The 22,756-nt window shown below is 42.8% G+C and carries 22 protein-coding genes; 7 read left to right on the forward strand and 15 right to left on the reverse strand.

Going from position 1 to position 22,756, the window contains the following annotated elements; genetic code table 11:
• Nucleotides 1-68: 68 nt before the first annotated feature.
• From M1L62_RS22495 to M1L62_RS22525, 7 genes are all read right to left on the reverse strand, one after another.
• Nucleotides 69-1,451 (reverse strand): HmuY family protein, encoded by a 1,383-nt coding sequence (locus M1L62_RS22495; RefSeq protein ID WP_254561877.1) that lies wholly within the window; start codon nucleotides 1,449-1,451, stop codon nucleotides 69-71.
• Nucleotides 1,452-1,484: 33 nt separating this feature from the next.
• The gene (locus M1L62_RS22500; protein ID WP_254561878.1) at nucleotides 1,485-3,749 is read right to left on the reverse strand and encodes a TonB-dependent receptor; all 2,265 of its coding nucleotides are present in this window, start codon (nucleotides 3,747-3,749) and stop codon (nucleotides 1,485-1,487) included.
• A 288-nt stretch (nucleotides 3,750-4,037) separates the two neighbouring features.
• Nucleotides 4,038-4,565: a YceI family protein gene (locus M1L62_RS22505; RefSeq protein WP_254561879.1), complete on the reverse strand. Its 528-nt coding sequence runs from the start codon at nucleotides 4,563-4,565 to the stop codon at nucleotides 4,038-4,040.
• A gap of 39 nt (nucleotides 4,566-4,604) precedes the next feature.
• Nucleotides 4,605-4,955 carry an avidin-fold protein gene (locus tag M1L62_RS22510; RefSeq protein ID WP_254561880.1) on the reverse strand — a complete coding sequence of 117 codons (351 nt, stop codon included), beginning with the start codon at nucleotides 4,953-4,955 and terminating at the stop codon, nucleotides 4,605-4,607.
• Nucleotides 4,956-4,973: 18 nt separating this feature from the next.
• The gene (locus M1L62_RS22515; protein WP_254561881.1) at nucleotides 4,974-5,540 is read right to left on the reverse strand and encodes a DUF1003 domain-containing protein; all 567 of its coding nucleotides are present in this window, start codon (nucleotides 5,538-5,540) and stop codon (nucleotides 4,974-4,976) included.
• Nucleotides 5,541-5,592: 52 nt separating this feature from the next.
• Nucleotides 5,593-5,976, reverse strand: a complete 384-nt coding sequence (locus M1L62_RS22520; RefSeq protein ID WP_254561882.1) for a VOC family protein — start codon at nucleotides 5,974-5,976, stop codon at nucleotides 5,593-5,595.
• Between the two features lie 68 nt (nucleotides 5,977-6,044).
• Nucleotides 6,045-6,854, reverse strand: a complete 810-nt coding sequence (locus M1L62_RS22525; RefSeq protein WP_254561883.1) for a helix-turn-helix transcriptional regulator — start codon at nucleotides 6,852-6,854, stop codon at nucleotides 6,045-6,047.
• Nucleotides 6,855-7,278: 424 nt separating this feature from the next.
• On the opposite strand from M1L62_RS22525, the gene M1L62_RS22530 reads away from it, so the two are divergent.
• Together M1L62_RS22530 and uvrB are read left to right on the forward strand one after the other, a co-directional pair.
• The gene (locus M1L62_RS22530; protein ID WP_254561884.1) at nucleotides 7,279-8,133 is read left to right on the forward strand and encodes a cupin-like domain-containing protein; all 855 of its coding nucleotides are present in this window, start codon (nucleotides 7,279-7,281) and stop codon (nucleotides 8,131-8,133) included.
• A 78-nt stretch (nucleotides 8,134-8,211) separates the two neighbouring features.
• The gene (gene uvrB / locus M1L62_RS22535) at nucleotides 8,212-10,230 is read left to right on the forward strand and encodes an excinuclease ABC subunit UvrB (protein WP_254561885.1); all 2,019 of its coding nucleotides are present in this window, start codon (nucleotides 8,212-8,214) and stop codon (nucleotides 10,228-10,230) included.
• 69 nt (nucleotides 10,231-10,299) lie between these two features.
• Here the strand turns inward: uvrB and M1L62_RS22540 are convergent, their stop codons facing one another.
• The gene (locus tag M1L62_RS22540; RefSeq protein ID WP_254561886.1) at nucleotides 10,300-10,839 is read right to left on the reverse strand and encodes a 5' nucleotidase, NT5C type; all 540 of its coding nucleotides are present in this window, start codon (nucleotides 10,837-10,839) and stop codon (nucleotides 10,300-10,302) included.
• A gap of 154 nt (nucleotides 10,840-10,993) precedes the next feature.
• Here M1L62_RS22540 and M1L62_RS22545 point away from each other — a divergent pair, with 154 nt between their 5' ends.
• Nucleotides 10,994-11,743, forward strand: a complete 750-nt coding sequence (locus M1L62_RS22545; RefSeq protein ID WP_254561887.1) for a DeoR/GlpR family DNA-binding transcription regulator — start codon at nucleotides 10,994-10,996, stop codon at nucleotides 11,741-11,743.
• Between the two features lie 2 nt (nucleotides 11,744-11,745).
• Here the strand turns inward: M1L62_RS22545 and M1L62_RS22550 are convergent, their stop codons facing one another.
• The 6 genes from M1L62_RS22550 to ileS all read right to left on the reverse strand — a co-directional run bounded on the left by M1L62_RS22550 (nucleotide 11,746) and on the right by ileS (nucleotide 17,556).
• Nucleotides 11,746-11,901, reverse strand: a complete 156-nt coding sequence (locus M1L62_RS22550; RefSeq protein WP_254561888.1) for a hypothetical protein — start codon at nucleotides 11,899-11,901, stop codon at nucleotides 11,746-11,748.
• A gap of 125 nt (nucleotides 11,902-12,026) precedes the next feature.
• Nucleotides 12,027-12,410 (reverse strand): hypothetical protein, encoded by a 384-nt coding sequence (locus M1L62_RS22555; RefSeq protein WP_254561889.1) that lies wholly within the window; start codon nucleotides 12,408-12,410, stop codon nucleotides 12,027-12,029.
• Between the two features lie 54 nt (nucleotides 12,411-12,464).
• Nucleotides 12,465-13,244, reverse strand: coding sequence for a 3-hydroxyacyl-CoA dehydrogenase (locus M1L62_RS22560; protein WP_254561890.1), 780 nt, complete (start codon nucleotides 13,242-13,244; stop codon nucleotides 12,465-12,467).
• A 26-nt stretch (nucleotides 13,245-13,270) separates the two neighbouring features.
• Entirely contained in the window at nucleotides 13,271-13,456 is a 186-nt protein-coding gene (locus M1L62_RS22565) for a hypothetical protein (protein ID WP_254561891.1), read from the reverse strand.
• Nucleotides 13,457-13,467: 11 nt separating this feature from the next.
• Nucleotides 13,468-13,920, reverse strand: a complete 453-nt coding sequence (locus tag M1L62_RS22570) for a DUF6934 family protein (RefSeq protein ID WP_254561892.1) — start codon at nucleotides 13,918-13,920, stop codon at nucleotides 13,468-13,470.
• A 204-nt stretch (nucleotides 13,921-14,124) separates the two neighbouring features.
• A complete protein-coding gene (gene ileS / locus M1L62_RS22575) occupies nucleotides 14,125-17,556 on the reverse strand; it encodes an isoleucine--tRNA ligase (RefSeq protein WP_254561893.1) in 3,432 nt (1,143 codons plus the stop codon).
• Nucleotides 17,557-17,895: 339 nt separating this feature from the next.
• Between ileS and can the strand changes: the two genes are divergently transcribed.
• A complete protein-coding gene (can, locus tag M1L62_RS22580; RefSeq protein ID WP_254561894.1) occupies nucleotides 17,896-18,528 on the forward strand; it encodes a carbonate dehydratase in 633 nt (210 codons plus the stop codon).
• A 58-nt stretch (nucleotides 18,529-18,586) separates the two neighbouring features.
• Here the strand turns inward: can and M1L62_RS22585 are convergent, their stop codons facing one another.
• Nucleotides 18,587-19,408, reverse strand: coding sequence for a glycoside hydrolase family 16 protein (locus M1L62_RS22585; RefSeq protein ID WP_254561895.1), 822 nt, complete (start codon nucleotides 19,406-19,408; stop codon nucleotides 18,587-18,589).
• 224 nt (nucleotides 19,409-19,632) lie between these two features.
• On the opposite strand from M1L62_RS22585, the gene M1L62_RS22590 reads away from it, so the two are divergent.
• The 3 genes from M1L62_RS22590 to M1L62_RS22600 are packed head-to-tail and all read left to right on the forward strand — an operon-like array spanning nucleotide 19,633 to nucleotide 22,696.
• On the forward strand, nucleotides 19,633-20,640 hold the full coding sequence (locus M1L62_RS22590; protein ID WP_254561896.1) for a bile acid:sodium symporter family protein: 1,008 nt from the start codon (nucleotides 19,633-19,635) through the stop codon (nucleotides 20,638-20,640).
• A 39-nt stretch (nucleotides 20,641-20,679) separates the two neighbouring features.
• Entirely contained in the window at nucleotides 20,680-21,303 is a 624-nt protein-coding gene (locus M1L62_RS22595) for a DUF4230 domain-containing protein (RefSeq protein WP_254561897.1), read from the forward strand.
• A gap of 13 nt (nucleotides 21,304-21,316) precedes the next feature.
• Entirely contained in the window at nucleotides 21,317-22,696 is a 1,380-nt protein-coding gene (locus M1L62_RS22600) for a glutamine synthetase family protein (protein ID WP_254561898.1), read from the forward strand.
• Nucleotides 22,697-22,756 lie beyond the last annotated feature (60 nt).

A 22,756-nucleotide genomic window follows, 5' to 3' on the forward strand; every position in this document is an offset into this window, starting at 1 on the left:
AAATCCAAAAATCAGAGAGAAAGGCATGAAGCCTTATCTCTCTGATGGGTCGGAATAGTTGAAAATGATCAGGCTCCTTTTTTTACCAGTTTGTATTCAAGTTTCGGTTTACCTCTTTCACCGCCGTCACTTGCGTGGAAGTTGATAAATCTAAGTTTGTATACATTGCCGGCAGCGTCTTTGATTACATAAAAGCGATCCGTTTTTACACCTACCGTGCCGCCGGAGGTTACTCTCCATTTCGATCCGATTACGTCGCGGTCCGCTACGAAAGTGGTTGTGCTCACGTTACTTTCTGCATAAGCGTCGTATGTTGCAGTCGATGTGAGTACTTCGGCTGCCGTTACACCTGCGCGGTGGTTGATAAACACAAGGTCAGAGAATGCATACGGAGTAGGACCTGTGAAATATAGACTATAACCCCAAACGATATCCCAACGTGCTTTTGCCGGCTCAACACTTACAGCAGTACCTTTTTCGAGTGAAGCAAACTGGAAGTTGTAGGTAGCGTCTTTGGTCACATCCAGTGTTTTGAAAGTTGTCTCATTCAGTTTGGCATACTGAAGCGTGTAACCGGTGCCTTTACGCAAAATACGTACTTTGTAAATTTTGTCAGCCGCAAGAACAGAACCTGATCCGCCAGCGCGGTTGATTACATACACCTTGTTGTCTGCATCGGTGGCCGAAATTTCTTTAATAACCGTTTTGGTAAGATCGCCGGTTACGTCGTCGTATAAGGCAAAGGTTCCTGTACCCTGGCCAACTGCCAATGTGGTAAGATCGATATCTTTATCCGAAACCGCGTTGATATCAGACTTATTGATCTGAACTGCCGAAGCACCGTTCGTATTGTTAATAATCACACGGAAATCAGCTCCGCTGTTGAAGCCAAGGTCCCAGCTGTCACGTAAAACCGGTGTTTGTGTATTACCGCTCAAATCCAGATAAACTGAGTTTCCTGCTGCTGAGCCAGCCTCACCCGCTGCAATCCCGTTAAGTTGAATAGCCGTTCCTTCGGAAATGATGGCTTTGAAACTTAATTTCAGCTCTGTGTTGGTACCAATCAGGACAGGAGAAGCCACAGAAGCTATTTTAAACTGAATGGTTTCATCCCCGTTTAAAAGTACGCCTGTCTTTTTTACGACCTTGAAAGTAGCGCTGGTTTGTCCCGCCGGAACAGTCAAAGCCAGTGTGTTATTGGTTGCAGCCGGTTCGGTTGTAAATTGGGTGCCGTACGTTAATAGCGTAGGCGTAAGTGCAACGGAAATAGAGACAGCCGATTCTGCCGCTCTGCTCAAATTGATTTTTACGTCCACACTTTCTCCTTCAAAACCTTTTGCAGTGGATTCAAACGAAGCAAGGTTGTCCGGTAGTGGCGGATCATCATCGCTGCAGGCGTTGAATATCCCCAGAAATGCAATGACTAGTAGAGGTTTGATTAATTTGTTCATAATTGTTTGATTGATTTAAAACGGGTAATGAGATTAGTTTTTAGACCATTGGATGTTTAAACCCAGGAAGTAGGAACGGCCGTTGAAGCCGGGACCGGAGGCATCGTGTCCTGTTCCGATGGTGGTGTTTTTAATGGCTGTAAGATCAAACAGGTTTTTTGCACCGCCGATCAGGCTTACATATTTGCCGATGGTTTTGGTAAGGGTTAAATCGGCCATACTGTACCCGCTTATTTTTCTCAGACTTGCCGTGATTGGTGTTGTGTCAAGAATGGCGTAAGCAGGTTTTTTGCCGGAGTATTTATAGAAAAGGTTAAGGGTTGCTCCGATTTTTGGGAAGCTGTAAAGGAAGTTGGCATTGATTTCAGGAGACCAGACAAATTCAGGAAGGCTCTCATCCAGCTCTGCATCCTCGCTGAATTCATTGTAACTGCCAATGTAAGTTGCGCCTAATGTGGCTGTAAGGTTTTTCCAATAGAATTTATTGTCAAGCGTTACACCCGTCGTTTTGAATAAACTGATGTTCAGATAAGTCGTCTGCGTTGGATTGTTGGGATCAAATCCGGTATCGATACGGTCATGAAAAACATTGTAAAAACCGCCTAGTGTTGACGTTATACGAAGTTTGGAATCTTCAATAGCCCGCCATGTCAGAAACGCATTGAAACTATTGGAGTATTCGGCTTTCAGGTTTACGTTGCCGTTGATCGAGTGTGAGGCATCGTGAAAATCAAAATACAATTCACGCAGGGCAGGTGAGCGGAACCCTCTTGCATAACCCATCCGCAGATCGAAGGATTTATTCAGTTCAATCTTGGCGTTCAACGATGGAATCACCGGAGGTGCGTCATACACCGAGTTTTTGATAAAACGAACACCCGGACTCAGTTTGATCGCCGGTGTGATTTTTAGCTCTGACGAAACGAAAAATGCATATTCGTTAATCGTTGGTGATCCCAGGATGCGTTGCCCGCTGCTATTGTTGTTGTTGATTTCTAAACCCGGAAGTAGCGATACATTGGGATTAACTTTATACAACGCTGTTCCTCTGAAAAATAAAGTCGTGAAAATGGATTTATCCTGACTGGCGGCATCCAGTGTCAACGTGCGTTTGCCTGTGTTAAAATCAATGTTGGTGCTCAGCGTTCTGCGGCTATAATCCGTGTAAGACAGTGCGCCGCTGAACCCCAGTTTTTCATTCGCCTGATAAGCACCCTGCGCCTGATGGAACCAGCGTTTGGTGATATAGTCTTTATCACCTGCCGAATTCAGTAAGTTGATATTTCCCAGGAATTTGATCGTTTCATCTGTCCCGTTGAAGCGGTACCACAGATTCCACTTTTGTCTGGAATATCCGAGACCTGCTGTGTAAAGCATCTGCTCTTTCGGCATCCAGGCTTTTTGCCGGCCACTGGAATCTCCCTGCCAGCCACCGAAATTGTTGCGGGTAATACTTCCGGATAAGTGAAATCCTTGTTTTTGCCAGGTTATCCCAATGTTCTGGTTGTGCGTGCCTTTTTTGCTGAACGCATCATATTCATCACCAACGGTTTCTTCCTGGGTCCTCGCTGAAATTGAGAGGTTATCTTTTCCGTCACTCTTTTTTGTGATCAAATTGATTACACCTGCCAGTGCATCGGTACCGTAAATAACAGACATCGGGCCTTCTACGATCTCTATACGTTCTATTGTGTTGATATCAATTTGTCCCAGACTTTCCCGTGTGGCTCCACGGTCAACAAGGGGAATGCCGTCCAGTAAAATCTTCACGCTTTGGCCGGTCATACCCATAAGCTGGATATCGGTGGTGCCCAAAGTCGGGTCATTGGAAAAGCGTATGCCGAGTTCGGTGTTCAGGATTGTCTGAATGTTGGTTGCGCCTCTGAGTTTGATGCGTTCACTGTCAATCGTTCTGACCTGGAATACGGAATTACGCAGCGATTGTTTTCCAAATTGTCCCGTGATTACGGCGTCTTCCAGTGCGATACCGGATTCGTTCAGTTGTATTTCATCTAAAATCGTCGGTGTATTTTCGGAGATATGTACGGGAATTTCTTTTTTTTCATTGCCGAGGATACTTACCATCAGTGTATAAGTTCCTGTCGGAGCTTTTATAGAGAACTTGCCATTGGCGTGTGTTGTAGTCCCGTATTTGGTATTTTTTAAGGTAACGTGTACTCCTTCAAAAGATTTGCGGTCTTGCGTCAGAATCGTTCCCCGGATCTCTCCAATCTGTGCAAAAACGTCTTGCACACAGGATAAAATGAGCATACACAAGAGTGCAAAAAAGTATTTCATCGGAAGGTTATATCTATTTAGACCAGTTATATTTTACAAATGAAAGACTAATTAGACTAATTACAAAGTAATGTACCGATAAATAATTCTCAAATTTTTTATGAATTGAAATCTTGCCAGGGTTGTAAATGAAATTACTTGCTCCCGGGATTAAAATCCCGGGCCACAAAATCGGCCGTGCCGATGGCACTTGGAGGTTTGGGAGAATATTTGGAAATAAAAAGAGATGTATTTGTCACTGATCCGGCCAGTTTACAAATACATCTCTTTCTTTTTGTTGGCTGTTATTTATTTGATAACGGCTTTGATCGTCAAGGTTACCACATCTTTCAATTTCCAGTTGCTTTCGCCTACTTTATAGTCGAGCCGGTTGATATCAAAAGTACTGGCCAGGGCATAACTGCCATCCGCATTTTTCTTTGCTTCAAAAGGCAAGGTTACCGTTTTGGAAACATCTTTGATCGTCAGCGTCCCGATGGCCTGGTAATTGGCATCTTTTTTCTCGATTTTCGAAGATTTAAAATGAATCTCAGGATATTTGGCGACGTCAAAATACTTGTCACTTTTCATATCCTTGTCTCTGGCGTTGCTGTTTGTTTTAAAAGTAGCGGCAGCAACCGTCAGGTTAAATGCGGAAGCATTCAGGTTATTCGGATCGAAGATGGCGCCGCCTTTGGGAGCGTCAAAAGTGCCGTTGCAAGTGCCCAAAACAAACTTTACACTGAAATTGGTAGCACCTGAGACTACTTTTGAAGTTTGTGCCTGCGCCGCATAAGTCAGCAACGCGAAGAAAAACAATAAGATTTTAACCTTCATAATACGTTCGATTAGGTAGTTCTCGTGAAAACAAACGGCTTATTTTCCGGCGGTCAGCTCTTCCAGGATTGAATTTCCCTCAGACAAATCCCCGGAAGTCCACTGCCATTTTTCATGTAAACGAATTTTTCCGTTTGGTAATATTTCAGGGGTAGATTTACAAATGCCTGTTGTGATTTCACCGCGATCGTTCACCTGATGATAACGCATATCCAGACAGCCCTTCTCGTCCACCAGCGCGATCAAATGTCCAAGCCTTATATTTTCTCCTACGTAATCGGAAGTCAGAAGGTTGCCTGTCTGCTTGTATTTAAATTGCATTTTAAGATCCACTTCCCCGTTTTCTGAATTAGAAAGGGGGATGAAAATCTTGCCGTCGTAATTAATCATTATGGTAATACTGAAAGGTTATAAATCGTTTTTTGCACAGAGACTGTCGACACGTTCCGTTAGTTTTTTTAATAATTCAAGCTGTTTTGCCTGCACTTCAAATAGCGTTTTTACTTGCTCTTCCAGCAGAAGATCCATTTTCTGATGCAGGCTGCGGACTTCCAGTTCCGCTTTCATATTGATCAGATAATCATTTTCAGCCCTGATTCTGTCTTTTTCCTCCTGCCTGTTCTGGCTCATCATAATGATCGGTGCCTGCATGGCGGCCACACATGAAAGTATCAGATTCATCAGAATAAAGGGATAAGGGTCAAACTGTTCAGCTTTCGGAAGAGTCGAGTTGTAAATGATCCAGACGACCAGAATGATACTGAACACGATGATAAATGTCCAGCTCCCGCCAAATCGTGCAACTTTGTCCGAAACGCGCTGGCCTTGTGTTAATATTTCCTGAGGAGGATGCGCGAGATTATCAATAATAAGTTCTTCTTCCTGAAAAGCCTTGGTTGCAATGCTGTGTAATTTTTTGAGCTGTTCGTTTTGATTGTCAAGAATATCGTCGACTTCTTTTAATGTTTCAGCCATCTTTAATTCGAAAGTTTTATTTTAAAAGTACGAATTAAAGATGGCTTGTGAATTATTTTACGGAAGTTATCCACCAAACATTTCCGCAGGGATCTGTTACGCCGCAGCTTCTTCCATAGTCCTGGTCTGCGGGTTCCATGATGCTTATGGCTCCTTCGGAAAGCGCTTTTTTGTAGGTTTCGTCAGCATTATCTACATAGATAAAAAGGTTGGACGTTTGCGTTTTCCATTGATCGGTGCTGTCGCAAAACATGATCGTGCTATCATTGATCCGGATTTCGGAATGCATCACTACGTCGGTGTTGTCGCGCATTCTCGTGAAAGTTACTTCCGCTCCGAAAACGTTTTTTGTGAAATCAATAAATTGAGCCGAAGATTTCAGCATCAGATACGGCATAATCGTCTGGTGGCCGTTAGGAATTTTTGCAGTGCTCATCGTTTTTTGTTTTAAAGTTTATGCAAATCTATCAAGGCCCGACAGCCGGAAATTGGAAAAACGCGACATTATGCATCTCTGTATTCAACGCCTTCCGCTTTTCCTGAAAAGAAAGATTTTGGGTGCTGACCTGAAAATTCTTTGAAATCGTGTATGAAATGGGACTGGTCGTAATAACCGCAGTCATAGGCGATTTCGGTAAGTGATTTTTCCTGATTGCCATACATTTCCAGCGCGGACTGAAACCGTACAATCCGGGAATATAACTTGGGACTGAAACCTGAAAACGCCTTAAATTTTCGCTCAAACTGCCTTGTTGACAGAAAACTCTGATCCGCCAGCTGCTGAACATTGGCAAATCCTTTGGTGCGGATGATATAACTGATCGTAGAAAATACGGCGGGTTCTTCGCGATAATTTTGGGTGATCCGTTTTTCAAGAAAATCGGAAATGATGACCACACGCTCTTCGTTGCTTCTTGCCAGCATCATTTTTTCTTCCAGAAATTTTCCTTCGTCGCCCAACAACGTTTGTAGATCGGGCATTTCGTTGCTGAGCTCGTCAGAAGGCATTGAAAACAGGAGCGGCAAAGCAAACGGGTAAAGATAAATACCGAAAATGCCGAAGTTTTCCCGCACAATAAACCGCCGGAAATGTTGGGCCTGGCCGTGGAGCCCGGAATGAAAAGATGTTTCGATTTTATCTTTTGAAAAAATTTCGTCGAAAGGAGTTTGATAATGAAATATCATTTCAGCGCAGCCGTCTGCCATCACCCGGTGAATGTAGGGTTTATCCGGATTTACGTCGTCTTCCAGTATCCAGAAGGATCTTACAAAACGCGCCAGTTTTGGAGGTGGCTGTATGGTTAAATATTTCATCGGACAGTGAGCAAACCGTTAACGAAACCATTCAATATTTGCCGGTGAAGATACGTTTATTGATCGGTAGCGTGTGTGATTATTGTCATTTTTTTTATTTCGATTTGGGTATAACTTGCAGGGTAATACCGGAGATAGTTGTCTGGAATGCAAATGATCCTGTAAGGATTATCTCAAATTATTTTGGGTATATTTCCAATTTCCTTTAATACATTTGATGTAGTTTTTAGTGTAACGGTATAAATTTGTCAATGAAAAATCATTACAAACGGCACCATAACCGGCCGGTTGTTTTTGAAATATTGATTTTTTAGAACTATTACCCGAATTTGAATTGTTATTTAGAATAATTGGTAAGATGGTCGAAAGGCTATAATATAATTTTTCTTACACAGTCGATTACTCATTATACTCAGTTTCTGTCATGAAATTAGTGCCAATAGAAAAACGTACCGGACTTACCCGCGAAGAATTTATTGAGAATTATTTAAAACCAAGCCGTCCTGTTGTTTTTACTGATTTAGCAAAAGACTGGCCGGCGATGCAAAAATGGACTTTCGAGTGGCTTCGTGAAAACCACGGTCAAATCGATGTTCCTTTGGTTGATAACCACATGCATGATGCGGATAAGTATTTTCAGATCGCCAAAACGATGAAGTTTGGCGAGTATCTTTCGTTGATCGAGAAGGGGCCTACGGATTTGAGACTTTTCCTTTTTGATATATTTAAAAAAGCGCCTTCGTTGACAGACGATATCCGTTTTCCAACGATCATGGACGGATTTTTAAAGTACTATAAATTTGTATTTTTCGGAGGTGAGGGTTCGATTACCAACCTGCACTATGATATGGATTGCTCCAATGTGTTTTTGACGCAGTTCCATACCCGCAAGCAGGTTATTTTGTTCTCTCCTGAGGAAAGCACAAGGCTTTATCAGCATCCTTTTACGGTAATGAGTAAAGTGGATCCGATCAATCCGGACTACGAACGTTTCCCGGCTATGAAGGGTGCAACAGGTTTTGAAACGACTTTGTTACACGGCGAAACGATTTTTATTCCTTCGCTTTGGTGGCACTATATCCGGTATGTCGACGGAGGTTTTAGCCTTGCACTGCGGGCGAACAACTCTGTTTTTACGGCTGTTCGCGGTGGTATGAACCTGGTTCGTCACACTTTTGTGGACAAAGGAATGGCGTCACTTCTGGGGATTGGATGGCAGCATTGGAAAGAGAAAAAAGCAGTGGAAAAAGCAGAACAGCTTATCGCACAAGAAGCATAAAAGGAATTCCGACGCATTCCAAAGAAACTATTTTATCTTTGGAATGCGTTATGAATTGTATTCCTTTTATGTTTAGCTATGAATTTTGAACTCATTTCAGATTACCAGCCTACGGGGGATCAGCCTGAGGCAATCAGACAACTTTTACAGGGAATTGCAGCAGGCGAACCGGCTCAGACCTTACTTGGGGTAACGGGCTCCGGAAAGACTTTTACAGTCGCCAACGTTGTGTCGGAAATAAACCGGCCTACCTTGGTGCTGAGCCATAACAAAACACTGGCAGCCCAGCTATACGGTGAATTCAAGCAATTTTTTCCCAATAACGCGGTTGAATATTTCATCAGTTACTACGACTACTATCAGCCGGAAGCGTTTATTTCCAGTACCAATACTTACATAGAAAAGGACCTGATGATCAATCAGGAAATTGAAAAGCTCAGGCTTCATACGGTGTCCTCGCTCATGAGCGGGCGTAGGGATGTGCTTGTGGTGGCCTCGGTTTCCTGTATTTATGGCGCGGGAAATCCTAATGAATATAAGAAAAGCATTGTTCGGGCCGCGGTAGGGGATATTGTGAGCCGGAATCAGTTTTTGTTCCGTCTGGTAGAAATTCTTTACAGCCGTACCGAGGTTGAATTTAGCCGTGGAACGTTCAGGGTAAAAGGTGATACGGTTGATATATTTCCGGGTTATGCGGATTTTGCCTACCGGATTATCTTTTTCGGGGATGAGATTGAGGAAATTCAACGCATAGAGCCGGAAAGCGGAAAGAAGATTTCTTCTGATAAAATCATAGCAATTTTTCCTGCGAATCTATTTGTGACCGGGCGAGATGTTCTTACACAGTCCATGAAGGAAATTCAGGATGATCTGGTAAAACAAATTAACTATTTTACCAGCAATGGAAGATTGTCCGAAGCGGAAAGAGTTAAAGAACGTACGGAATTTGATATGGAAATGATGCGCGAACTAGGATACTGTTCGGGCATTGAAAACTATTCACGATATTTTGACAGACGTATACCGGGGCAGCGACCATTTTGTTTGCTGGATTATTTCCCCGAAGATTTTTTGATGGTTGTGGACGAAAGTCACGCTACCATGCCTCAGATTAAAGCGATGTGGGGCGGTGACAGGTCGAGAAAAGAGGCGCTTGTGGAGTATGGTTTCCGCTTGCCGTCTGCTTTGGATAACCGCCCGCTAACATTCCAGGAGTTTGAAGATCTTACGCCGCAGACGATTTATGTGAGCGCGACACCAGCGGACTATGAACTTCGCCGTTCGGATGGTATCGTGGTTGAACAGATTATCCGCCCGACAGGATTGCTTGATCCTGAAATAGAAGTGCGTCCGAGTCTCAACCAGATTGATGATTTACTTGAAGAAATAAACATACGAATCAAGCAGGGCGACCGGGTTTTGATCACAACGCTAACGAAGCGTATGGCAGAGGAGTTGAGCAAATACCTGGACCGGGTTGGTATCAAATGCCGGTATATTCACTCGGAGGTAAAGTCGCTGGATCGGGTTGAGATTCTGCGTGAACTGCGCCTGGGTATTTTTGATGTACTGGTGGGTGTAAACTTGTTGAGGGAAGGTTTGGATTTACCGGAAGTATCGCTGGTGGCGATCATGGATGCGGACAAAGAAGGATTTTTGAGAGATATCCGTTCATTGATTCAAACGATCGGACGGGCAGCCCGTAATGAAAATGGCAAAGTGTTAATGTATGCTGATGTCATAACCGGTTCAATGGAAACTGCGATCAGTGAAACCAATCGGAGACGGAGTATTCAGCTTGCCTATAACGAGGAGCATGGAATTACGCCAAAAACAATTCTGAAATCGAAAGAGGCCATTATGACCCAAACCTCGGTTGCTGATTCGAAACCAAGGAAAATATATGTTGAGCCATCCGAAATACGCATTGCTGCTGATCCGGTGGTGCAGTACATGGGTAAAAATGATCTTCAAAAACTGATTATTGAAACCCAGAAGAAAATGGAAAGTGCAGCAAAAGATATGGACTTTCTGGAAGCGGCAAGGCTAAGAGACGAGTTGCTGCAATTGAAAGAGCGGGTTAAGGAGAAGGCTTAGGTATTTAAATTTTGATTTTTTCTACAAGTATTTCGGTGCTTTGCACCTGAATACCTGTAGAAAAAATGGCTAAACAACCCCAACATGCTCCCGCAATAAATTAACCGCCTCAGCCCAGTTGTTAACCCTTGTATGTTTGGTGACATTGATATTATGTCCGGCAGTGAAAAGAATCGGCATCCCTTTATGGAAGTCGAGGTTTTTTAAATGGTCATCAATCAGGAAATCTGTGCCAATCACACTTTTGTCTCCACAGAAAATGATGTTTCTCCATGTAATAAAAGGAAAATGCTCGGCCAGCCAATTGTATTTTTCGGGCAATGAATTCGGGAATTCCATGGCTGCCGAAACGATATAAACTTCAAAATCCTCCTGCAATTCTTTCAGAGCTTCAATGGCTCCTTCAATGACAGGCGCGTTGCGGAAAAAGCCAGGTTTGTAAATAAGGCTTCGCGCGGCGGCAGGATCAGGAAATGCAAAATCCTCTGGTTTTCCCAATAATTCCTCCTTCTCAACCCGAATACCATATTCCTGCTCATATAACTTAATCCAGTTTGTCTCAATATCGGCGATGACATTGTCCATGTCAATGGCTACTGTTTTTTTCATGGGTATGTTTTTTGTTAAATTTTTGATCAAAGAATGAAACAATATGTTGCTATTATTTGCAATTTTGTGCTGCAAATGTAAGTATATATTGCAATAATTTGCAGTATTAAATCAAAATTAATATTTATATTTGCAAAAAGCTGAACGAATAACGATGTTAAAAGAGGAACGGTTTCAGGTTATACTGAATCAATTGGGACAGGACCAAAAGGTACTTTTGTCCGGTTTAAGTGATATTTTAAAGGTTTCGGAAGATACGGTAAGAAGGGACATCAAGGAACTGGCAGATCAGGGATTGTTAAAATCTGTGCGGGGGGGAGCTGTGCCACATGCGCCAGGCCCGCATAATTTTAAAGACCGGGTAGAATATGGCAATGACCAAAAAAAAGTGATTGCCAATAAGGCGTTAAGATTTTTAAAGGATGGACAAGTTGTCATTTTTGATGGTGGAACCTCTGCGATGCTGATCGCGCAGGCTTTGCCCAAAGACATTCGATTGACGGTCGTTACCAATAGTTTTCCTATCGCCAGTATTTTAGAAGAGCATGATAAGGTGGAAGTGTTGTTTGCGGGCGGACGGCTTTTAAAAAGTTCGTTCGTAACGATCGGGCATGAGACGATTCAGTATTTCAAAAAATTCAGGGCCGATATATGTTTTTTTGGAATTTGCAGTATCCACTCGGAGCTGGGAGTGACCGGCCCGGACTACGAGGAAAGTGAAGTCAAAAGAGCGATGGTTGAATCTTCGAGAGAGGTTATTGCACTCTCAACAATAGAAAAACTTGGTACCGCGGAGGCTTATTATATTTGTCCGACCAATCAGTTAACGACAATTGTAACCGATCAGCCGGACGATATGAGTGACTTTAACATCTACAAGGAAATGGGGATCAGAATGGTTTGATGCTATTCCTGATCTTCGGATGTCTGCTCGATTTTGGTGAAAGTGTCATCCATCGTTTTTGTTTCCTGATTTAAAACATTGGCAAAACCCAGCATGTAGGCAATGGTTAAATACCTGACCCACTTGATGGTCCGGAGAATTATTTTACTAATTTTCATGATTCCTGAGTTGACTAAATAAAACATACGGAAAGCCCGTCTCCGTCTACAATAGGATAGGGTAAACCGTTTTACCGGAATTTCGGATAAAGAATGTTTAGATAATGGACAGATGGATTGTCCGCTCAGGAGATAGCGTCATCGTCGCCGGAACATAAAGTTCTGTGCTGAAAATGGATAATTGTATGCTGAGGTAAAAATGAAGAGATTGCTGCTTGTCTAGTAAAAGCAACTTTGACCAGACTATTCAGGGTTCTGGATAAGGTATTTATTTTAAGAGATTGTGTGCTGTGGTTTTGGAACGTTATGCGTTTTTGAGAAGAAACAGGATATTCGGTAATGTGTTTTGTGTTCCCAAAAATTCTTGTGTCCCGATGGACAAACTCAACAGCGAAAAGTTTACCGATTGACGGGCTTTCCTGAAAATAAGAAAATCCGGTTGACAGCAACAGGAAAAACAACCAATGAAGCATCGGTGTTTTAAATCTGGTCTGTTGGATGGATCTCATAGTCAATTCGTTATTTTATAGCAAGATACGCCAATTTACTATTAGTTTCAATTTTTACCTCGGTCCCATTCTTATGGCACCGTCCAAACGAATCACCTCGCCGTTTAACATCGGATTTTCTACGATTGATTTGGCCAGCAAAGCATATTCCGAAGGCCGTCCAAGGCGTGAAGGAAAAGGAACCTGCTGTCCCAAAGATAATCTGGCTTCTTCCGGCAAATCCATCAATAGAGGCGTTTCAAATAGTCCTGGTGCGATGGTCATAACCCGGATTCCTGTTTTGGCGAATTCACGTGCTATGGGTAGTGTCATGCTTACAATTCCGCCTTTACTTGCCGCATAAGCTGCCTGCCCGATTTGTCCGTCGTAAGCCGCAACCGAAGCTGTGTTAATGATGACACCACGTTCGCCTTCTTCATTAGGGTTGTTTTTCTCCATTGCAAAACCTGCAAGTCGTATCACATTAAAAGTCCCGATCAGGTTTACACGGATTGTTTTTTCAAAAATATTCAATGCATGCGGGCCATAAACGCCGTCAACTTTTCCAATGGTTTTACGCGCCAGGGCAATACCGGCGCAATTCACGGCGATCTGGATTGAGCCAAATGTTTCCAACCCAGCACTAAGCGCCAGCCTCACATCGACATCATCGGAAACATTTGTTTTGAAGAATCTCAGTTGACCGGAAAACTCCTTTTCAAGTGCTTTTCCGGAAATTTCATTTAGATCAAGGATAATCACCCGCGCACCATGCGACAGGAATAAACGTGCAGTGGCTTCGCCAAGGCCCGAAGCACCGCCGGTGATGAGCGCTGTGGAGTTTTGTAATTGCATGAAGTGTCGACGCTAATTATAATGAATCACTTATCACTTCGAACTCTATTTAATATATGGTCAGGAATTGGATGCTTTTCTAAAAACGCGCGGGCTTCATCGTTTTTCCTCTGAGCCGCAGGAGATACCGGCATATTATCTAAAGATTTATCAACGTAGATTCCTCCATAAACTGGTTTTTTATCAACAACTTTTGATTCTAATGATTTCATATCTAGCTAGTTTAATCTAAATTATTGACACTTTTAACAATCAAAAAACTATCAAATGATAAGTTTGGTTCAAATGGAACCCATCCATTACTTGTTGATCCATATATAATTAAATCCTTTTCAAGATCAAGGTATGTCTTATTTATAGAAATCTGGTATAATCGTGTTCGGGATTTTGAACTTCCCTTGAAATAAACAGCCTTATCAGGATAGTAGATAAAGAAAAGTTTAATAGCTTTCATGACCGTTGCTAAAACTTCTGGCATATCGCCATTGTCGGTTATAGACAAATCATTTTCCTGATGAGTCACTGGATTATAGTCCAGTAAAGCTAGATTGTATATTGCATCTGACAACGGTCTAAATTGTATTATCTTTTCAAAAACGCCCCGCTTCCCAATACTTTGGAATTGAAAACGGGTGTTGTCTTTGTTTATATTTAGTGTGTATGGTTTGTAATTCATTACATGCTGATAAGGCAACCTACAATATTGAGTTACGCAGAGCTTCACAGAGTAAAACTTTACCAAACCTGCATTCTCATATCTAATACGTAACAGATCAACATAAGTTACACAAGTACAAGAAAAAGGAGCCCCACAAAGACAAAACCATCTCTGTGAAACTCCTTTTTTACTCTTCTAACGCTGCGTTTCCTTACCTACAAATCAGGACACAACTTCAATTTTTACCTTCAATAAGAATTCGTCCATTTCAATCTCAGTGGCAGAACCATTCAGGTCACCAACGAGGTTAAGATCCAATGCCTGAACTTCCTGACAGATATATTCCCGGTTAGCAGTAACTGCGCTTGCCAATAATTCATCATTGTTTTGAAGTGTGATCCGGATTTTATCCGTTACTTCAAAACCGCTGTCTTTCCGAAGATTTTGAACGCGGTTGACAAAGTCGCGGGCGATACCTTCCAGGCGAAGTTCATCGGTCACGGTAATATCCAACGCCACGGTTAATCCGTTTTCACTTGCAACCAGCCATCCCGGAACGTCTTCTGTGTAGATTTCCACTTCGTCAATCAAAATCGCGGCTACCGGTTGAAGGTCAGTGATTAAATACTGTCCATCTTTTTCCAGTTGTTTGATCTCATTGTTGTCCCAAAGCTTGATCTTCTCCGCCACAGCCTGCATATCCTTGCCAAACTTTTTACCTAAGACCTTAAAGTTTGGTTTTGCTCTTTTATGGAAGAAACCGTCGTTATCATTGATTGCGTCAACATCTTTCACATTAACTTCTGAGAGGATAATCGAAGCAACCTGATGGATCTGACGACTTGTTTTTTCTGTCAAAGCCGGGATCAATACTTTTGAAAGTGGCTGACGTACTTTTAGTTTATGTTTTTTACGGATCGAATGGACCAGCGAACTGATCGACTGAGCCATTTCCATTGCTTCTTCCAGATCCAGGTCGATGTCGCTATACTCAACAACCGGCCAATGTGTAAGGTGTACCGAGTCGTATTTTAAGTGGGAATTCGCTTTGATCGATTCTTCTCTTATTCCGTCCGTCAGGCTTTTGTATAACCATTCCGCAAAGAAAGGAGCAATTGGTGACATCAGCTGTGATACCGTTACCAAACAATGCTGTAAGGTTTCATAAGCTGCTTTTTTATCTTCTGTCAGGCCAGTATTTTCGCTGGACGGATTCCAGAAACGACGGCGATTCAAACGGATATACCAGTTTGAAAGCTGATCTGTTACGAAATCCTGCACCAAACGGCCCGCTTTTGTCGGGTTGTAATCGTCAAACTGCTCGCCAACTTCTTTGATCAACGTATTTAGTTTTGACAAAATCCAGCGGTCAAGCTCTGTTCTGCTCTCAACAGGAACTGCTGTGGCTTCATGGAAATTATAGCCGTCAAGGTTTGCGTAAAGGGCAAAGAAGTTATAAGTGTTCAGCAGCGTTCCGAAAAACTTACGCTGCACTTCCTGGATTCCGTCAATATTGAATTTCAGGTTATCCCATGGCTCGGCATTGGTGATCATATACCAGCGCGTCGCGTCAGGGCCATATTTCCCTAAAGTTTCGAATGGATCGACGGCGTTTCCAAGACGTTTTGACATCTTGTTTCCGTTTTTATCCAAAACCAAACCAGTGGAAACGACATTTTTAAATGCTACCGAATCAAACAACATTCCCGCAATGGCATGGAGCGTGAAGAACCAGCCACGTGTCTGGTCAACACCTTCCGAAATGAAATCTGCCGGATAACTTTCGTTGAAAGTTTCGTGGTTTTCGAACGGATAATGCCATTGCGCATAAGGCATCGCACCCGAGTCAAACCAAACGTCGATCAGGTCCGGCTCGCGGAACATGACGCTGCCTTGTGATGAAACGAAATAGATATTGTCAACATAAGGACGGTGCAGATCGAAATCTCCTTCACCCAGTTTTGCAAGATAGGTTTTGTTGCTCTCGGCTTGTTCTGCTGATAGTTTGCCGGAAGCATTTGCATTTTCAAGCAATTGTTTCAGTTCGCTGATCGAGCCCACACAAACTTCTTCTCCATCCTCACTCCGCCAGATCGGAAGCGGTGTTCCCCAGTAACGAGAACGTGATAAGTTCCAGTCAACCAGGTTTTCCAGCCAGTTTCCGAAACGCCCTGTTCCGGTACTTTCCGGTTTCCAGTTGATGGTTTTGTTCAGTTCAACCAGTTTATCCTTCATCGCCGTGGTTTTGATAAACCAGCTATCCAATGGATAATATAAAACCGGTTTATCTGTACGCCAGCAATGCGGATATGTATGTTCGTATTTTTCAACCTTGAAAGCTTTGCCTTCCTCTTTCAGTCTGATCGCGATCAACACGTCAGTTGCACGGAATTCCGGATCAGCCTGTTCTTCTGCGGAATAATATTCAGGTTTTACAAAACGACCTGCATAGTCTGTGATTTCTTTCACAAAACGTCCGCGACGGTCCACGATCGGTACTTCCTTGCCGTTTTCATCCTTCACCATAATGGCAGGGATTCCGTTGGCATGAGAAACCCGGAAGTCGTCCGCTCCAAAAGTCGGAGAAGTATGAACAACACCCGTTCCATCCTCAGTTGTTACGAAATCACCGATAATCACGCGGAAAGCTGGTTTTTCGGGCTGAACGTAAGGCATCAGTTGCTCGTATTCAACACCTTCCAGATCTTTTCCTTTAAATTCCTTCAAAACAGTCCACGGCAATAACTTCTTATCGCTCAGCGCATAATTTTCAAAGTCTCCGTCTTTACCCTTTTCGGTAAAATATTTACCAATCAGATCCTTAGCCAGAATCACCTCGACAGGCTCATAGGTATAAGGGTTGAAGGTTTTTACCAATACATAGGTAATGTTAGCGCCAACCGTCAACGCTGAGTTTGCAGGCAAAGTCCATGGTGTTGTTGTCCAGGCCAATATGCGCAGGTCAACCAGTCCGTTAACGTCAGCAAAAACAGGATAACTTTCTACCGCTTTTACCTTAAACATTGCTACAATCGTCGTGTCTTTCACGTCTTTGTAGGTGCCAGGCATGTTCAGCTCGTGCGACGAAAGACCTGTGCCGGCAGCTGGTGAATAAGGCTGAATGGTGTAACCTTTATATAATAATCCTTTGTCGTAAAGCTTTTTAAGTAGGCTCCAAAGGCTTTCGATGTAATTGTTTTCGTAGGTTACATACGGGTTTTCAAGATCCACCCAGTAGCCCATTTTTTCAGTAAGATCATTCCATTGGTCGGTAAATTTCATGACCGTCTGGCGACATCTTTCATTGTATTCTTCTACCGAAATCGTTTTTCCGATATCGTCTTTTGTAATGCCAAGTTCTTTTTCAACCTGCAATTCAACAGGCAGACCGTGTGTATCCCAGCCACCTTTACGTTTCACCTGAAAGCCCTGAAGTGTTTTATAACGACAGAAAATATCCTTAATCGAACGCGCCATTACGTGGTGAATACCCGGAGTTCCGTTTGCGGAGGGAGGGCCTTCGTAAAAAGTAAATGAGGGAGAACCTTCACGCGTATCAACCGACGCTTCAAATATTCTATTGTCTTTCCAGAATTTCAGTATATCATCACCAATTTGTGGATAACTGAGGTTTTTATACTCTTTGTAGTTCATATTGGCTGTTAGCTGCCAGCGGTTGGCTGTCAGCTTCGTTATTTGGCACTTTCTAAATTTTCAGACCGCAAATTTACGGATTTTTTGGGTGAAAGGGAAGGAGAGGGAATAATGATTACAGCTTAGATTTGTTATCGATCTAAAAAATGGAAAAAGAAATCGTAAATAAGCCAGTCTGCACGCAGAACAGGAAGTTGAGAAAACTGCTGTTTTGAATATCTAAAAGTTGAATGAGAAGAATTATTGTTTTCAAGTAACACAATCAAAACACCCATTTCAGCGAAATAGACCTATATTTCCATTATATTGCCACCCGAAATAACCAACATCGAAAATTAAATGGAATTATATCAAAGACTTCTGGAAGCGAATAAAGACTGGGCAGTGAAAAAACTGGAACTGGATGAGCATTATTTTGACAGACTTTCTGCCGATCAAAAACCTGATTTTCTTTGGATCGGATGTTCCGATAGCCGGGTGCCTGCTGAGGAACTTACAGGCGCACGTCCTGGTGATATGTTTGTTCACAGAAATGTCGCGAATCTTGTCGTAAGTACGGACATGAACATGTTGAGTGTACTCCAGTATGCCGTTGAAGTTTTAAAAGTAAGGCATATTCTGGTTGTCGGGCATTATGGATGCGGAGGCGTAAAGGCTGCCATGACGCACCAGGATCTGGGATTGATCAATAAATGGCTGCGTAATATTAAAGATGTTTATCAAAAACATGCGGTTGAACTGGATGCGATTGAAGAGGAAACTGCGCGTACCAACCGTTTGGTTGAGCTTAATGTTGTAGAGCAGGTGAACAACCTTTTGAAAACGACTATTATTCAGAAAGCATGGAATCGCGGTCAAAAGCTGCATTTGCACGGATGGGTATTCGGGCTTAACAACGGGATCATCAAACCGATTATTGACTTGCCGGCAGGCAGTGAAATTGCAGATATCTATCGATATGACTTTGAATAAATAAAAAATGGCGCAGGATTTATTTTCTGCGCCATTTTTCTTTAAGGTCTGAACCACATTATTTCTGATAAACCCGAACGTAGTCGATTTCGTAACGGGCAGGGAATTCAGTTTTAGAAGGATCGCCTCCATTATCACCTCCAATGGCCATCCCGATTAAAATGTAGTGTGGCTGGCGGAAAGGATTTTTACGCGGCTCTTTCGCATTGTACGTTTTTTCGAGATCAATGGAATTCATCAAAAGATCATCTACATAGAGCCTGATGCTTTTCTCGTCCCAATCCATTCGCCAAACGTGAAATTTATTCGACCATTCGGGATCGTTAAATTCTGAAACCGGCTTTTTTACGGTACTCCATATTCCTTTCCATTTTTCCATAGAACCCCAAACCGCATTGGCCAGAATCGTTCCGCGATAAAATTCCATGATATCTATTTCGCCGTTCTCTGGCCATTCTCCCTCATTTCCAAGTGTCCAAAAAGCTGGCCACATACCCGACCGTGTGTCTATTTTTGCTTTCATTTCAAAACGTCCATATTGAAAACTCTGCATACCCTGTGTAATGAGACTGGCAGAGGTGTAATGTGCAGTGGGGCGTTCTTCCTTCCAGTTTTTACTTCCGGCAATATAATTTGGGTTTTTAACCTCCTCTTTACGTGCTTCAATGGTCAGCATGCCGTTTTTGCAATAGGCGTTATCTTCCTGAAACCATTGGAACTCGTGGTTGCGAACAAAACCTTTTTCTGCTTTCCAGTTCTTCGGACTTGGTTTACCGTCAATGTTAAATTCATCGGACCATACCAGTTTCCACTGTGCCTGGGACGAAACGCTGAGCAGTAGAAAGAGACCGGAAATAATAAATGTGGAACTGATTTTCATATCAAAGTGAGTGGGATAGGTATTTAAAAGCGGTTTAAGTTAACATTAATAATGATTGGAAGGGGTTTTAGCAGCATTTATTATGCTATCTTCCCTCATGTTAAAAGTGAGTTTTTTATGAAAAAGACTTGATGTTATAACCTAAAGACTACAAATGTTGTTGTGCTAATAACTTATGTAAGCATCGTCGGCGATGTGATTTGAATTCAGTAATTTGAAAGTGAATGAATAAGATTGTTGTTTTAGCTCAGAAGGCAGGTTTGGATGGTTTTTTACTTGCGCTAATTGGTATGATCGGCCTGGCCTATGTTTGGCCGTATCCGGGGATGAAAACGAGTCCGGTGCCGTTGAATGAAATTGCAACTTATGGCGTTTCGGTTGTTTTCTTTTTTTACGGGCTGCGACTGAGTCCTGAGAAACTAAAAGCAGGACTTACGAACTGGCGCCTGCATGCGATGATCCATATTTCCACTTTTGTTTTCTTTCCCCTGATAGCACTGGCTTGCCGCCCACTTTTCGCCGGTTCGGAAAATGAAATGTTGTGGTTATCCATTTTTTTTCTGACCACATTGCCTTCAACCGTTTCTTCTGCGGTGGTGATGGTTTCAATCGCGAACGGTAATATTCCGGCCGCGATTTTTAATGCCAGTATATCCAGTTTGCTTGGTGTTTTTATCACGCCGTTATGGATGGGTCTTGTGCTGGACATGGCTTCTGGTCATTTTGATTTGATGGGAGTAGTCGGAAAACTGTCTTTGCAAGTAGTATTACCGGTTGGTTTGGGACTGCTGTTAAATAAGTCGTGGGGAGGCTTTGCGGAAAGGAATAAAAAGAACATCCGGTATTTTGATCAGTCGACGATTTTGCTGATTGTTTATACCTCCTTTTGCGAGTCGTTCGGCGAACATTTATTTAGTGGATTTGAAATTAAAGATATCGTACTTTTAGGAATAGGAATGCTGGTGCTGTTCTTTCTGATCTTTTTAATGCTGAGGTTTTTTAGTCGTTTATTGCATTTTAGTAGGGAAGATGAGATAACAGCAGTATTTTGTGGTTCCAAAAAATCTCTGATCCAGGGGGCTGTCATGTCCAAAGTTCTTTTCTCAGGTGCGTCGTATGCCGGTGTGATGTTGCTGCCGATTATGCTTTATCACGCTTTACAGCTGATTGCTGCCAGTGTGCTGGCGCAACGGATGGCAAGGAAGAATTCGGAAATAACAGAGGCTCAGTAATGGTTTGCGTCAGAGATATTTTTCATTTAAAAAAGTATTATGCGATTAATTCCTTTCATTCTGCGACTGATTTTATTTGTACTTATTCTGGCAGGATTAAAATCGATATGGGATAATTTCAGTACCGGAAACTGGATTCCCGACTGGATTTCAGGAAAAGATAAAACCGAAACCGTTCATACTTTGGTGTTGCAGGAAATGACTGCGATGGGTAAACTGGAACTGGTGAAATATAATTTTAAGGATGTGGTGGAGCAGGAGGTTGTAAAAACCTGGCTGCCGAATGCCAAAGCTGTCTTGATTGTGCAGGGCGAAGCGATAGGCTGTGTGGATCTGACCAAAATACAGATTGCGGATATAACGTCGGAGCAGGAAACACTGGTGGTAAACATGCCTGAACCGGAACTATGTGTTTTTAAAATTGACCATGAACGTTCCAAAGTTTACAACACGGAGTATGCTTTTATGGAAGAAGGAAAACTGGTCAATGAAGCATACCTGCAAGCCGAAAAACAAATTCAAAAATCGGCGCTGGATATGGGAATTCTGGATCAGACAAAAGAAAATGCCACAAAAATATTAACACCGATGCTGGAAAAGGCTTCCGGTAAAAAGGTAATGCTTAAATTTCCGATGAGTGCCAAAATAGATAAATTACGTTAACCATAACTTTCCTATGCCCGTTAAAGGTTTTCTCACACAGGAGGATTTTGAAAAAAAGGTTGAGCTTGAAGAATTGGAAACGGTGATCGTAGCCTTTACAGATCACTACGGCAGGCTGATGGGAAAGCGGGTGGATGCGGATTATTTTATCGATAGTGTGCTGAAATCCGGTACACATGGTTGTGATTATCTGCTTACAACGGATATGGAAATGGAGCCGGTACCGGGGTACTCTTATGCCAATTGGGAACTGGGTTATGGCGATTTTCACATGGTTCCTGATTTGTCGACCTTACGGATAGCCGATTGGCTGGAAAAAACGGCATTGGTAATTTGTGATGTTTTTGATGAAAAAACACATGCACCTGTACCGGTTGCACCCCGGTCGATATTGAACAAACAGCTGGAAAATGCAGCAGGTTTTGATCATCTGAAATGTTTTGCGGCCTCCGAACTGGAATATTATCTGCTTGAAAATACCTACAAAGACGCATTCGAAAAACATTATCAGGATTTAACGCCGGCGGGATATTACCTGGAAGATTACCATATTCTTCAGGGAACGCGGAATGAAAAATATACTTCGGCAGTTCGTCGTCATTTGAAAAACTCAGGCGTCCCGATCGAAACTTCGAAAGGCGAATGGGGCCTGGGGCAGCATGAATTAAATGTCCGGTATGCTGAGGCGCTACCAATGGCGGATAATCATGTGATCTATAAACAATGCATGAAAGAAGTGGCCGATGCGATGGGCTTTTCGGTCACGTTTATGGCAAAGTTTGCGACGGGACAAGCAGGTTCCAGCAGTCACATTCATATGAGTTTGTGGAAAGACGGGAAAAATGCGTTTGCCGGCGATCAGCAATTTGGTCCGGTGAAAGGGTCGGATATTTTTCGCTGGTTTTTAGGTGGCTGGATTAAACATGTGCCGGACGTTATGCCTTTTTACGCACCAACGGTCAATTCGTATAAACGTTTCGTAGACGGTTCATGGGCTCCAACACGTTTGGCGTGGAGTTATGATAACCGGACAGCGGGGTTCAGGGTTGTTGGGCAAGGATCAAGTTTAAGGATTGAATGCAGAATTCCCGGTGCGGATTGTAATCCATACCTTGCTTTCGCGGCCTCGCTTGCGTCAGGTCTGGCGGGAATAAAAAACAAAATTGAACCACCGGAATGTTTTGTCGGGGATATCTACGCGGCGGCACATTTGCCGAGAGTGCCTTACACCCTGGCGGAAGCAACTGCTATTTTTGAACAAAGTGCATTTGCGAAAGAGACGTTTGGAAAGGATGTGGTGGAGCATTACGTTCATTTTTTCAAAACAGAGCAGCATGCCTATGACATGTCGGTAACGGATTGGGAGCGGAAACGATATTTTGAAAGGATTTGAGGATTTTAGTCATGTGATGGCTGACTGTTTTTGGCAAATGTAATAAGAATTGAAGCCGAC

This window comes from Dyadobacter diqingensis, from assembly GCF_024220585.1.
GTDB classification, from domain to species: domain Bacteria; phylum Bacteroidota; class Bacteroidia; order Cytophagales; family Spirosomataceae; genus Dyadobacter; species Dyadobacter diqingensis.